Consider the following 12747-nt stretch of genomic DNA (forward strand, 5'->3'; position numbering starts at 1 on the left):
GGGTCAGGCGTACTCATCGGAGCTTTGGATTCAGCGCGTCGCGCAGCCAGTCGCCGAGCAGGTTGATGGACAGGATCAGGCCGGCCAACGCGATGCCCGGGAAGGCGACGATCCACCATTCGCCGGCGAACAGATAGTTGTTGCCGATCCGGATCAGCGTGCCGAGAGACGGCATCGTGTCGGGCAGGCCGACGCCGAGGAAGGACAGTGTGGCCTCGGTGATGATGGCGAGCGCGAGGTTGATGGTGGCGATGACCAGGATCGGGCCCATCGTGTTCGGCAGCACATGCCGCAGCATGATCTTTGGTGCGGGCAAGCCGATCAGCTGCGCGGCCGCCACGTAGTCCTTGTTCTTCTCGACCATCACGGAACCGCGCACCGTCCGGGCATAGCCCACCCAGAAACTCAGGCCGATCGAGATCACCAGCACCACCAGCATGCTGTTGGCGTCCAGCCGGTTGCCGAGGATCGACTTCGCGATACCATTGACCAGCAGCGCGATCAGGATGGCGGGGAAGGTGAGTTGCACGTCGGCGATCCGCATGATCACGCCGTCGACCGTGCCCCCGAAATAGCCGGCGATCAGGCCGAGCGCGATGCCGAGCGCGCCGGCGAAGATCACGCCGGCCACGCCGACGGCGAGCGAGATGCGCAAGCCATAGAGGATGGCGGAGAACACGTCGCGGCCCTGCTCGTCGGTGCCGAGCAGGAACGGGCTCTGGCCGTCGGCGGTCCAGATCGGCGAGATCCGCGAGTTCAGCAACTGGAGCTGCGCCGGATCGAACGGGTTCTGTACCGCGAGCCAGGATGCAAAGATCGCGAGCAGGAAGAACAGCACGGTGATCGCCGCTGCCACCATTGTCAGCTTGGAACGGAGAAACGAATAGAAGATGTCGCTGTCGAGCGCGCGGCTGAACCAGCTGCGAGCGGCATGCTTCGGCAACATGCTCGGCTTGTCGGAATTGGAGGCGACTGCGTCGGACATAGAGGCTGCCTTATGCGGCGCGGCCGATGGTCGAGCGCAGGCGCGGATCGACCACGGTGTAGAGGATGTCGACCACCAGATTGATGGTCACGAAGATCAGCGAGACCATCAGCAGATAGGCGGCCATGATGGGGATATCGACGTTTTGCACGGCTTGCACGAACAGAATCCCCATGCCCGGCCATTGGAACACGGTTTCGGTGATGATCGAAAATGCAATAACCGAGCCAAATTGCAATCCGGCCATCGTGATCACGGGAATGAGCGTGTTCTTCAGCGCGTGGCCGAAATGGATGGCACGGGTCGTCAGCCCGCGGGCGCGGGCGAAGCGAATATAGTCGGTCCGAAGCACTTCCAGCATCTCCGCGCGCACCAGCCGCATGATCAGGGTCATCTGGAACAGGCCGAGCGTGATCGAGGGCATGATCAAGGCCTTCAGCCCCGATAGCGTAAGAAGGCCTGTCGTCCACCAGCCGAGCTTGACCACCTCGCCGCGGCCGAACGAAGGCAGCCAGCCCAAAGTCACCGCGAACAAATAGATCAGGAGGATGCCGATCAGGAAAGTCGGCAGCGAGATGCCGATCAGCGAGACCGCCTGGAATAATTTGGCGAGCAGGGTGTCGCGCCTGAGCGCCGAATAGACGCCCATCAGGATGCCGAGCACCATTGCAAACACGGTCGCGCAGATCGCGAGTTCGAGCGTCGCGGGCATCCGCTCCATCAACAGCGCCGAGACCGGTTGGCGGAACTGATAGGACACGCCAAACTTGAATTGCGCGGCATTGCCGAAATAGCGCACGAACTGCACCGGGACGGGATCGTCGAGGCCGAGCGACTTGCGCACGGCCTCGCGTTCGGCCGCCGGCGTGTCGATCGAGACGATCTGGTTGACGGGATCGCCTGCGAAGCGGAACATCGAGAACGCGATGATGCCGACGGCAAACATGACGCCGATGGCCTGAAGGGCGCGGCGAAGAGTGAAAGCGAGCATGCCTTCCACTATCCTTGGGTGTGCGTCTGGTCGACGTCGTTGTCAGCCGGAAAAGGAAAGGTCCCGGAAGCCTGACGCTGCCGGGACCTCGTGTTGAACAGAGGCTATTCCTTCTTGGTTGCCCAGTGGAACATGACCAGATTGTCGGCGCGCTGCGGCAGGTTCACCTTCTTCGACACGCCCCAGGCCAGCGCCTGCTGGTGCAACGGGATGTAGGCCCAGTCTTTCATGCTGATCTCGTAGGCCTGCTTGATCATCTGATTGCGCTTGTTGGTGTCGGTTTCGACCAGCACCTTATCGGTGAGAGCGTCGAAGTCCTTGTTGCAATAGCCCCCGAGGTTGGCTTCGCCACGGGAGGATTTCGCATCGTCGCGGCAGCCCATGATGTCATTCATCACATTGTGCGAATCCATCGTGCTCGGCGTCCAGCCGAGCATGAAGAAGGAGGTCTGGTAGCCACCCTGCTTCAGCACCTTGGCGAAGTATTGCGCCTTCGGCTGTGCCAGCAGATTGATCTTGACGCCGATGCGGGCAAGCATGCCGACCACAGCCTGGCAGATCGCGGCGTCATTGACGTAGCGATCGTTCGGACAATCCATGGTGACCTCGAAGCCGTCGGGATAGCCGGCTTCGGTCAGGAGCTTCTTGGCTCCGTCCGGATCGAATTTGGGCCGTGTAAACTCCTTGGACAGTGCGAACAGTTCGGGGGCGATCATCAGTGCCGACGGTGTCGACAGTCCCCGCATCACGCGCGTCTTGATCAGTTCGATATCGATCGCCTTGTAGAAGGCCTCCCGGACCTTGACGTCCTTGAACGGGTTCTTGCCCTTGATGTTGGAGTAGAGCAGCTCGTCGCGAACCGTGTCGAAGCCGATGAAGATGGTGCGCAGCTCGGGCGCCTTCAGCACCTGCGCATTCGGGCTCGAATCGACGCGTGAGATGTCCTGGATCGGCACCGGCTCGATCACATCGACCTCGCCCGAGAGCAGCGCGGCCACGCGGGTGGCGTCGGACGCGATCGGGGTGAAGATGATTTCCTTCAGGTTGCCTTCCATCTTGCCCCAGTAATTGGGATTGGCCTTGAACACGGTCTTCACGCCGGGTTGATGGCTCTCGATGATGAAGGAACCGGTACCGTTCTCGTGCAGTGAGGCGTAGCTCGGTGATGTCGCGGACACCGGCGTCGGCTCGACGGCCTTGTTCTCCTCCGCCCATTTCTTGTCCATGATGTACCAGACGTCCCACGACGAATGCAGGATCGGATTGGGCGAGGGCAGGACGAAGTCGACGGTATAGTCGTCGACCTTGACGACCTTGACGTTCGGTGCGAGGCGGGTCTGCATGTTGGAGTTCTTGTTGCGGACACGGTCGGCGGAGAACAGCACGTCGTCGGCGGTGAAGGGGTCGCCGTTGTGGAATTTTACGCCCTTGCGCAAATGGAAGCGCCAGCGGGTCGGCTCCGGAGTTTCCCAACTCTCCGCCAGCGCCGGGATGATCTTCAGGTCCTTGTCCCGCGCGGTCAGGCCCTGATAGACATGGCCGAGATGGGCGTGGGTGGTGGACTCGTTCAGCGAGTACGGATCGAGCGACTTCAGGTCACCCTGGTTGGCATAGCGTAGCGTCTGGCTCGACGCCGGCGACATCGTCAACGCAAGCATACCGGCGAGCGTCGCCGCAAACAGAGTTCGACCAACTGACATACTTAACCCTCTCCACACCGCCGTGCCGGTGATTTTTGATTTGTTCGGCCGGCCGATCAATCCATGTTGCCCAGAGTTCTCGGTCCGTGCAAGCGCCATTCCAGCAAGGAACGCGCCAAGTCGCACCGCTGTGCAGCAATGCTGACCGTGCTGCCTGGCATGGAGGACTGCGACTTTCGACTTTGGTTGACCATGCGAGCCGATTGCGGGACGGGACACGTCGCGCTGGCATCAGGTCGCTTGCGTCGCACCGCAACTCGCGGCGATACTGCGGCCGACGGCTCGAATCTCATCTGGAGGGGACATGAAAGTTAACATTGAAATCGACTGCACCCCCCTTGAGGCCCGCCAGTTCTTCGGGCTGCCGGATGTCGGGCCGATGCAGATCGCCGTCATGGACAAGCTGCAGCAGCAGGTCTTGAGCAACATCGACAAAGTCTCGCCGGAATCGCTGATCCAAAGCTGGTTCACCTTCGATCCCAAGATCGCGGAGCGGTTTCAGGACATGTTCGTCACCATGGCCGGTCTCGGCGGAACGCGCAGCAACGATAAGAAGAAATAATGCCGCCAGGGCCGGACGGGCCGCAGACCTCAGGCCGGCTTCGTCCGCCGGGCCTCGGTTTGCTGCTCGCCGAAGCCCGTGGTCTATTCGAATTCAACACCAGCCTGCTGCTGTCGCCGGTCCTGATGCGCGCGCCCAAAGGCGACGGCCATCCGGTGCTGGCGCTGCCGGGCTTTCTCGCCAGCGATCTCTCCATGGCGCCGATGCGGCGCTATCTCAGTGAGCTCGGCTATGAGGCGCATGCCTGGCGGATGGGCCGCAATTTTGGCGGGCTCGGACGGATGCGGGATTCGCTGCGCGCGCGCCTTGCCGAAATCCATGCCGCAAGTGGGCGCAAGGTCAGCCTGGTCGGATGGAGTCTCGGCGGCGTCTATGCCCGCGATCTCGCGCTCCAGGCGCCCGAGATGGTTCGTTACGTCGTCACGCTCGGCAGCCCCTTTGCCAAAGACGTGCGGGCGACCAATGCCACGCGGCTCTACGAGGCGCTGTCCGGCGAGCGTGTCGAGGACTCTTCCGAACTGCGCGAGGCGATTGCCGGGGACCTGCCGGTGCCGACCAGCTCGATCTATTCGCGTGCCGACGGTGTCGTGAACTGGCGAACCTGTTTGTTGCGTCCCTCCGACCGCGCCGAAAATATCGAGGTGCGCCTGGCGAGCCATATCGGGCTCGGCGTGAACCCGGCGGCGCTGTGGGCCGTGGCGGACCGTCTGGCGCAACCGGAGGGAGAATTCTCGCCATTTGACCGGGCAGGGCTGTTTGCCATTGCATATGCCCCGCCGGAACGGGCAATATCGGCCTGACGAGAAGCGCTGAAGGCGCCCGTCGCGGGAGGGAACTATGGCTGACGGTAAGAAGCTGTCGTCGCTGGACGCATCGTTTCTTTATCTGGAAACGCCGGAGATGCCGATGCATGTCGGCAGCATGGCCATCTTTCGCCTGCCCGACGACTACGAGGGCGACTTCTTCGAAGACTTCAAGGCGATGATCGTCTCGCGCCTGCACATCGCGCCGATCTTGAAGGCGCGGCTGGAGAAGGCGCCGCTCGATATCGATCATCCCTCCTGGGTCGAGGACGACCAATTCGACATCGACCGCCACATCTTCCGCGCCAGCCTGCCGCAGCCGCGCGACCGCGCCACGCTCGAGCGCATCGTCGGCTGGATGCACGCCAAGCTCTTGAACCGCGCGCGCCCGCTCTGGGAGTTCTATGTGTTCGAGGGCATGAAGAACAACGAGGTCGGGCTTTATTCCAAGATGCACCATGCCGCCATCGATGGCGGCGCCGGGGCGGCGCTGACCAGCATGATCTACGACATCTCGCCGATCCCGCGGCAGGTCGATCCGCCGGCGGCGGGCAGCAAGCCCGGACAAGAGCCGCGCGACATTGCGGCGAACCTCCTCAATTCCTATCAGCTACTCTTCAGCCAACCGCTCGATGCTTCGGCCGCTGCGAAGAATCTGCAACTGCCGCGCACGGGCAAGAGCGATATCGGCTCGATCCTGTTCGATAACGCGATGTACCAGATCGAGAGCGCGGTGCGTTTCGCCGGCAACATCCCGACCATGGTCAAGAGCGTCTCCGACGTGCTCGGCAAAATCTCCGATCCGAAATCGCGGGAAAGCCTCGCCAGCATGGTGTCGCCGCCGACCATGCTGAACAAGACGATTTCCTCGGAACGCAGCTTTGCCGGCGTCTCGATCTCGTTGTCGCGTTCAAAGGCGCTCGCCAAGCAGGCCGGCGGCAAGCTCAACGACGTGGTGCTGGCGCTCGCCTCCGGCGTGGTCCGGCGCTACCTCCAGCAATATGGCACGCTCCCGGCGAAATCGCTGACCGCCGCCGTGCCGATCTCGCTGCGCGAAGAAGGCAACATCGAGGCCAACAACCAGGTGTTCGGCATGATCTGCTCGATCGCGACCAATATCGACGATCCCAAGGCGCGGCTGGAGGCAATCATCGCGCAGTCGACCAAGTCCAAGGAGATGTCGCATCCGTTGCGCGCCCTGATGCCGCAGATTTCCAACATCTCGATGCTGGGTGCGCCGATGATGGTGCAGGTTCTGGCGCTGCTCTACAGCCGCTCGAACCTGTCGGATGTGCTGCCGCCGGCGGCCAACATCACGGTGTCCAACGTGCCGGGGCCGCGGCAGACGCTCTATGCCGCCGGCGCGGAGCTGCTGCACATCTTCCCGGTGTCGATCTCGACGCATGGACAGGCGCTCAACATCACGGTGCAGAGCTATCGCGATCAGCTCGATTTCGGCTTCATCGTCGGTGCCAACATCATTCCGCACGTGCAGGTGATGTGCGACATGCTGCCGGAGGAGTTTGCCGCGCTGGAAGCCGCCTACGCGCCGCCGGCGGCCGACCTCAAGGGCGCCGCGGAATAGGAATGTCCCGATGATCGAAATGCCGCCGCTCAAATTCGCGCAGACGAACGGAATCCGCATGGGCTATTACGAGGCGGGCCCGGTCACCGACAAACCACCGATGGTGCTGTGCCACGGCTGGCCCGAGCTTGCCTTCTCCTGGCGCCACCAGATCAAGGCGCTGAGTGCGGCCGGTATCCGCGTGATCGCGCCGGACCAGCGCGGCTATGGCGCGACCGATCGGCCCGAGCCGGTCGAGGCCTACGACATCGAGCACCTGACCGGCGACCTTGTCGGGCTGCTCGATCATCTCAACGTCGACAAGGCGATCTTCGTCGGTCACGATTGGGGCGGTTTCATCGTCTGGCAGATGCCGTTGCGGCACATCGACCGGGTTGCCGGGGTGGTCGGCATCAACACTCCTCATACCAACCGGGCCTGGGCCGATCCGATCGAGCTCCTGCGCACGCGCTTCGGCGACAAGATGTACATCGTGCAGTTCCAGGACCCGACGCGTGAGCCCGACAGGATCTTCGGCAGCCGCGTCGAGCAAACCTTCGATGCGTTCATGCGCAAGCCGGCGCCGCGCCCGCCCGACGCGCCCGCAGAGGAAGTGGTTGCCGGCGTCGGCGCTTCGCCGCGGGTCAATCTGGCGTTTCCGCAGATGATTGCCGCCTATGACGCGAAGCACGATCCGCGTACGCCGATCCTGTCGCCGGAAGAGAAGAAGGTGTTCGTCGACAATTTCACCAGGACCGGCTTTACCGGCGGCATCAACTGGTACCGCAACATGTCGCGCAACTGGATGCGTGCCGAAGGGCTCGATCATACGGTACGGGTGCCGTCGCTGATGATCATGGCCGAGAACGACGCGGTGTTGCCGCCGTCTTCCGCCGATGGCATGGACAAGCTGATACCCGATCTCGAGAAATATCTGGTCCGCGACAGCGGCCATTGGACGCAGCAGGAGAAGCCGGAAGAGGTCAGCGCCAAGCTGATCGAATGGCGTAGAAGGCGCTTCGGCTAGCTCGTCATTGCGAGCGAAACGGCGAAACGAAGCAATCCAGAAATCTCTCCGCGGTGACTGTCTGGATCGCTTCGTCGCTAGGGGGCCTCGCAATGACGGGGGTTACTGAGGGGAAACGCATTCAATGTCATCCAAGAACCGTCTGGCCCCAATTCCGCAGCCGCCGACCAAGCCGGTGGTGGGCAACATGCTGTCGCTGGACTCGGCTGCACCCGTGCAGCACCTGACGCGGCTGGCGAAGGAATTGGGCCCGATCTTCTGGCTCGACATGATGGGCTCGCCGATCGTTGTCGTCTCCGGCCACGATCTCGTCGACGAGCTCTCCGACGAGAAGCGTTTCGACAAGACGGTGCGCGGCGCGCTGCGTCGGGTGCGTGCGGTCGGCGGCGACGGCCTGTTCACGGCGGACACCAGGGAGCCGAACTGGAGCAAGGCGCACAACATCCTGCTTCAGCCCTTCGGCAACCGCGCCATGCAGTCCTATCACCCGAGCATGGTCGATATCGCCGAACAGCTTGTCAACAAATGGGAGCGGCTCAACGCCGACGACGAGATCGATGTCGTTCACGACATGACGGCGCTGACGCTGGATACGATCGGCCTGTGCGGCTTCGAGTACCGCTTCAATTCGTTCTACCGGCGCGACTACCATCCCTTCGTCGAGTCGCTGGTGCGCTCGCTCGAAACCATCATGATGACGCGCGGCCTGCCGTTCGAGCAGCTCTGGATGCAGAAGCGGCGCAAGACCTTGGCCGAAGACGTCGCTTTCATGAACAAGATGGTCGACGAGATCATCGCCGAACGCCGCAAGAGCGCGGAAGGGATCGACGACAAGAAGGACATGCTCGCCGCGATGATGACCGGCGTCGATCGCTCGACCGGCGAGCAGCTCGACGACGTCAACATCCGCTACCAGATCAACACGTTCCTGATCGCAGGCCACGAGACCACCAGCGGCCTCCTCTCCTGCACGCTCTATGCGCTCCTGAAGCATCCGGAGATTCTCAAGAAGGCCTACGATGAGGTCGACCGCGTCTTCGGTCCTGATGTCAATGCGAAGCCGACCTACCAGCAGGTGACGCAGCTCACCTACATCACGCAGATCCTGAAAGAGGCGCTGCGGCTGTGGCCGCCGGCGCCAGCCTACGGCATCTCGCCGCTGAACGACGAGACCATCGGCAGCGGCAAATACAAGCTCAGGAAGGGCACCTTCACCACCATCCTGGTGACGGCGCTGCATCGCGATCCCTCCGTCTGGGGACCTAACCCCGACGCCTTCGATCCCGAGAATTTCAGCCGCGAGGCGGAGGCCAAGCGGCCGATCAATGCCTGGAAGCCGTTCGGCAACGGCCAGCGCGCCTGCATCGGCCGCGGCTTCGCCATGCACGAGGCCGCACTCGCGCTCGGCATGATCCTCCAGCGCTTCAAGCTGATCGATCATCAGCGCTACCAGATGCATCTGAAGGAAACGCTGACGATGAAGCCGGAAGGCTTCAAGATCAAGGTACGTCCGCGCGTCGATCGCGAGCGCGGCGCCTATGGCGGGCCCACGGTCGCGAAGGCCTCGGGGCCGAAAGCACCGCGCCAGCCGACGACGCGGCCCGGCCATAACACGCCAATGCTGGTGCTTTACGGCTCAAATCTCGGCACGGCCGAGGAGCTTGCGACGCGCATGGCCGACCTCGCGGAAATCAACGGCTTTGCCGTGCATCTGGGGCCGCTCGACGATTACGTCGGCAAGCTGCCGCACGACGGCGGCGTGCTGATCATCTGCGCCTCCTATAACGGAGCGCCGCCGGACAATGCGACGCAATTCGTCAAATGGCTCGGGGGCGAGTTGCCGAACGATGCCTTTGCAAACGTGCGCTACGCCGTGTTCGGCTGCGGCAACAGCGACTGGGCCGCGACCTATCAATCGGTGCCGCGCTTCATCGACGAGCAATTGTCGGCCCATGGTGCGCGCGCGGTCTATCCGCGCGGCGAGGGCGACGCGCGCAGCGATCTCGACGGCCAATTCCAGAAATGGTTCCCGGCGGCTGCCCAAGTTGCGACCAAGGAATTCGGGGTCGACTGGAATTTCACCCGCACCGCGGAGGACGCTCCGCTCTACGCGATCGAGCCGGTGGCGGTGACCGCCGTCAACACCATCGTGGCCCAGGGCGGTGCGGTGGCAATGAAGGTGCTGGTCAATGACGAATTGCAGAACAAGAGCGGGGCCAATCCGTCGGGGCGATCGACGCGCCATATCGAGGTGCAGCTGCCGTCGAACATCACCTATCGCGTCGGCGATCATCTGAGCGTCGTTCCGCGCAACGATCCGACGCTGGTGGATTCGGTCGCCCGCCGCTTCGGCTTCCTGCCGGGCGACCAGATCAGGCTGCAGGTCGCCGAAGGCCGCCGCGCGCAATTGCCGGTTGGCGAGGCCGTGTCGGTCGGCCGCCTGCTCAGCGAGTTCGTCGAGCTGCAGCAGGTGGCGACAAGGAAGCAGATCCAGGTCATGGCCGAGCACACCCGCTGCCCGGTCACCAAGCCGAAGCTGCTGACCTTCGTTGGCGAGGAGACCGAGCCGCTCGAGCGTTATCGCACGGAGATTCTGGCCCGGCGCAAATCGGTATTCGACATGCTGCTCGAATATCCGGCCTGCGAATTGCCGTTCCACGTCTATCTGGAGATGCTCTCGCTGCTGGCGCCGCGCTATTACTCGATCTCGTCTTCGCCGTCGGTCGACCCAGCGCGTTGCAGCGCTACCGTCGGCGTGGTCGGAGGTCCCTCCGCCTCCGGCCGTGGCGTCTACAAAGGCATCTGCTCGAACTATCTCGCCAACCGGCGTGCGGGCGATGCGATCTACGCCACGGTGCGTGAGACCAAGGCCGGCTTCCGGCTCCCGGATGATTCATCCGTGCCGATCATCATGATCGGCCCGGGCACCGGACTTGCGCCATTCCGCGGCTTCCTCCAGGAGCGCGCCGCGCGCAAGGCGAAAGGCGCCGCCCTCGGTCCGGCCATGTTGTTCTTCGGCTGTCGCCATCCCGACCAGGACTTTCTCTACGCGGACGAGCTGAAGGCGCTGGCGGCAAGCGGCATCACCGAACTCTTCACGGCATTCTCGCGTGCGGATGGTCCGAAGACCTATGTGCAGCACATGCTCGCCGCGCAAAAGGACAAGGTTTGGCCGCTGATCGAGCACGGCGCAATCATCTATGTCTGCGGCGACGGCGGCAGGATGGAGTCCGACGTCAAGGCAACGCTCGTCGCGATCCATCGCGAGAAGAGCGGCAGCGATGCCGCGGCCAGCGCGCGCTGGATCGAGGAGATGGGCGCAAAGAACCGCTATGTGCTCGATGTCTGGGCGGGTGGGTGATTGTTCGTCCGATCGTGCTAAAGCTCTCGCATGATTCCCTGGGAAAAAATCGACACCGCCAAGATCCCCGGCTCCGACGAAGAGCTCCGCCTGATGCGGCGAGGCAAGGAGTTTTCGATCAAGCTCGGCACCAACGAGCTGATGAACAGCCGCCTGTCAGGTTCCGAAGCCGCGCTTGCAACGCTTGCGGCGAAGCAGATCGAGAAGGTCGCAAAACCCGTCGTTCTCATCGGCGGCCTCGGCATGGGCTTTACCCTGCGTGCGGCGCTCGCCGTGCTCGGGAGCAAGGCGAAGATCGTGGTCTCCGAGCTCGTGCCGGCGGTGGTCACCTGGGCTCGAGGTCCGATGGCTGAGGTATTCGGCGACAGTCTTGATGATCCTCGGGTGCATATCAGGGAGACGGACGTTGGCGAAATCATCCGGGCGAAGCGGTCGGCCTTCGACGCCATTCTCCTCGACGTCGACAACGGGCCGGAGGGGCTGACCCGGGAGGGCAATGACGCACTCTACAATGCGAGCGGATTGAAAGCGGCGAAGACGGCGTTGCGACCGGACGGCGTGCTCACTATCTGGTCGTCGGGGCCCGACCCCGCATTCACCAGGCGCCTTGCCCGCACCGGGTTCGACGTCAACGACGTCAGCATCCGCGCCACCGGCAGAGGCGGCGGCGCGCGCCACGTGATCTGGATCGCCAAGAAGAGCTAGGCCGCCTGCGCCGCCGCGCCACGCGCGTGCTTGTCGATGGCACCAATGATCTCAGGCCAGAACCGCATCGGCAGGGCGTGGCCCATGCCTTCGATCATCAACAGCCTTGCGCCGGGAATTGACTCTACCGTGTCCTTGCCGCCTTCGGGGTGGACCAGGGGATCGACGGTGCCGTGTATCACCAGCGTCGGCGTCTTCACGCCATGAAGGCGCTCTTTGCGGCTGCCGGAGGCGAGCACGGCGCGGAGCTGCCGGCCGACGCCGGCCGGATTGAGCCCGCGCGCAAAGACGCGCTCGGCACGATCAGGATCGAGCGCTTCCTCTTCCGGAAAGGACCCGGCGCGCAGCACCTTCCAGGTCTCGCCGAAGCGGACGATGAACTCCTCCTTGCTGCGCGGCGGCGGCGCCATCAGCATCGCGGCGGCCTCGCGCGTCGGCGGCGGGACGCGCGGATTGCCGGTCGTCGACATGATCGAGGTCAGCGAACGCACGCGCTCGGGAAACGACAGCGTCACCTCCTGCGCGATCATGCCGCCCATGGAGGCACCAACCAGATGCGCCGACTTGATGCCGAGGGCATCCATGAGGCCGACCGTGTCCTTCGCCATATCGATCAGCTTGTAGGTAGCGGCCACCGGAATCCTAAGGAAGCGCAGCTTCAGCAGTTCGAGCGGGGTCAGGCGTTTGCCGCCCGTCAGGTGGCTCGACTTGCCGATGTCGCGATTGTCGAAGCGGATCACGCGAAAGCCGTGAACGGCGAGCTGCTCGCAGAACGCATCATCCCAGTGGATCATCTGCGCCCCGAGCCCCATGATCAGCAGCAGCGGCTCGGCATTGTCGTTGCCGAAGATCTCGTAGCAGATATCGATGCCATTGGTGCGGATGGTCTGGGGCGGCTGATGGGCGTTCACGGGCGCGTTCTCTTGGCTTTTGATCGATTGTGTATGGCACGGTTTGCCGCTGCAAAGAAGCTGCGTGCGCGACACCGCGCCCGCTGCTTGGCGGTTGACCGGCCCCGCGCAACAGTGTGGTATGGCGAAAAAAAGAAG

General features: G+C 63.3%; 10 protein-coding genes. 6 read left to right on the top strand and 4 right to left on the bottom strand.

The window, feature by feature from the left end:
- Positions 1-13: 13 nt before the first annotated feature.
- The 3 genes from IVA80_RS37790 to IVA80_RS37800 form a co-directional block, all read right to left on the bottom strand.
- Positions 14-946: an ABC transporter permease gene (locus tag IVA80_RS37790; RefSeq protein ID WP_247440279.1), complete on the bottom strand. Its 933-nt coding sequence runs from the start codon at positions 944-946 to the stop codon at positions 14-16.
- Positions 947-995: 49 nt separating this feature from the next.
- Entirely contained in the window at positions 996-1976 is a 981-nt protein-coding gene (locus IVA80_RS37795; RefSeq protein WP_247440199.1) for an ABC transporter permease, read from the bottom strand.
- Positions 1977-2080: 104 nt separating this feature from the next.
- On the bottom strand, positions 2081-3676 hold the full coding sequence (locus IVA80_RS37800; RefSeq protein ID WP_247440200.1) for an ABC transporter substrate-binding protein: 1596 nt from the start codon (positions 3674-3676) through the stop codon (positions 2081-2083).
- A 304-nt stretch (positions 3677-3980) separates the two neighbouring features.
- Between IVA80_RS37800 and IVA80_RS37805 the strand changes: the two genes are divergently transcribed.
- The 6 genes from IVA80_RS37805 (at position 3981) to IVA80_RS37830 (ending at position 11698) form a co-directional block, all read left to right on the top strand.
- Positions 3981-4238, top strand: coding sequence for a DUF6489 family protein (locus IVA80_RS37805; protein WP_247440201.1), 258 nt, complete (start codon positions 3981-3983; stop codon positions 4236-4238).
- Positions 4238-5038 (top strand): alpha/beta hydrolase, encoded by an 801-nt coding sequence (locus IVA80_RS37810; protein ID WP_247440202.1) that lies wholly within the window; start codon positions 4238-4240, stop codon positions 5036-5038. Before IVA80_RS37805 ends, IVA80_RS37810 begins: the two co-directional genes overlap by 1 nt.
- A 37-nt stretch (positions 5039-5075) precedes the next feature.
- Positions 5076-6626: a wax ester/triacylglycerol synthase family O-acyltransferase gene (locus IVA80_RS37815; RefSeq protein ID WP_247440203.1), complete on the top strand. Its 1551-nt coding sequence runs from the start codon at positions 5076-5078 to the stop codon at positions 6624-6626.
- 10 nt (positions 6627-6636) lie between these two features.
- Positions 6637-7632, top strand: a complete 996-nt coding sequence (locus IVA80_RS37820) for an alpha/beta hydrolase (protein WP_247440204.1) — start codon at positions 6637-6639, stop codon at positions 7630-7632.
- Positions 7633-7756: 124 nt separating this feature from the next.
- Positions 7757-10993, top strand: coding sequence for a cytochrome P450 (locus IVA80_RS37825; RefSeq protein WP_247440205.1), 3237 nt, complete (start codon positions 7757-7759; stop codon positions 10991-10993).
- Between the two features lie 30 nt (positions 10994-11023).
- Positions 11024-11698 carry a spermidine synthase gene (locus tag IVA80_RS37830; protein WP_247440206.1) on the top strand — a complete coding sequence of 225 codons (675 nt, stop codon included), beginning with the start codon at positions 11024-11026 and terminating at the stop codon, positions 11696-11698.
- Here IVA80_RS37830 and IVA80_RS37835 read toward each other — a convergent pair.
- Positions 11695-12609 carry an alpha/beta hydrolase gene (locus IVA80_RS37835; protein WP_247440207.1) on the bottom strand — a complete coding sequence of 305 codons (915 nt, stop codon included), beginning with the start codon at positions 12607-12609 and terminating at the stop codon, positions 11695-11697. The two genes, IVA80_RS37830 and IVA80_RS37835, sit on opposite strands and share 4 nt — an antisense overlap.
- Between the last annotated feature and the right edge of the window lie 138 nt (positions 12610-12747).

It is taken from the genome of Bradyrhizobium sp. 139, from assembly GCF_023074175.1.
In the GTDB taxonomy this organism is placed as follows: Bacteria; Pseudomonadota; Alphaproteobacteria; order Rhizobiales; family Xanthobacteraceae; genus Bradyrhizobium.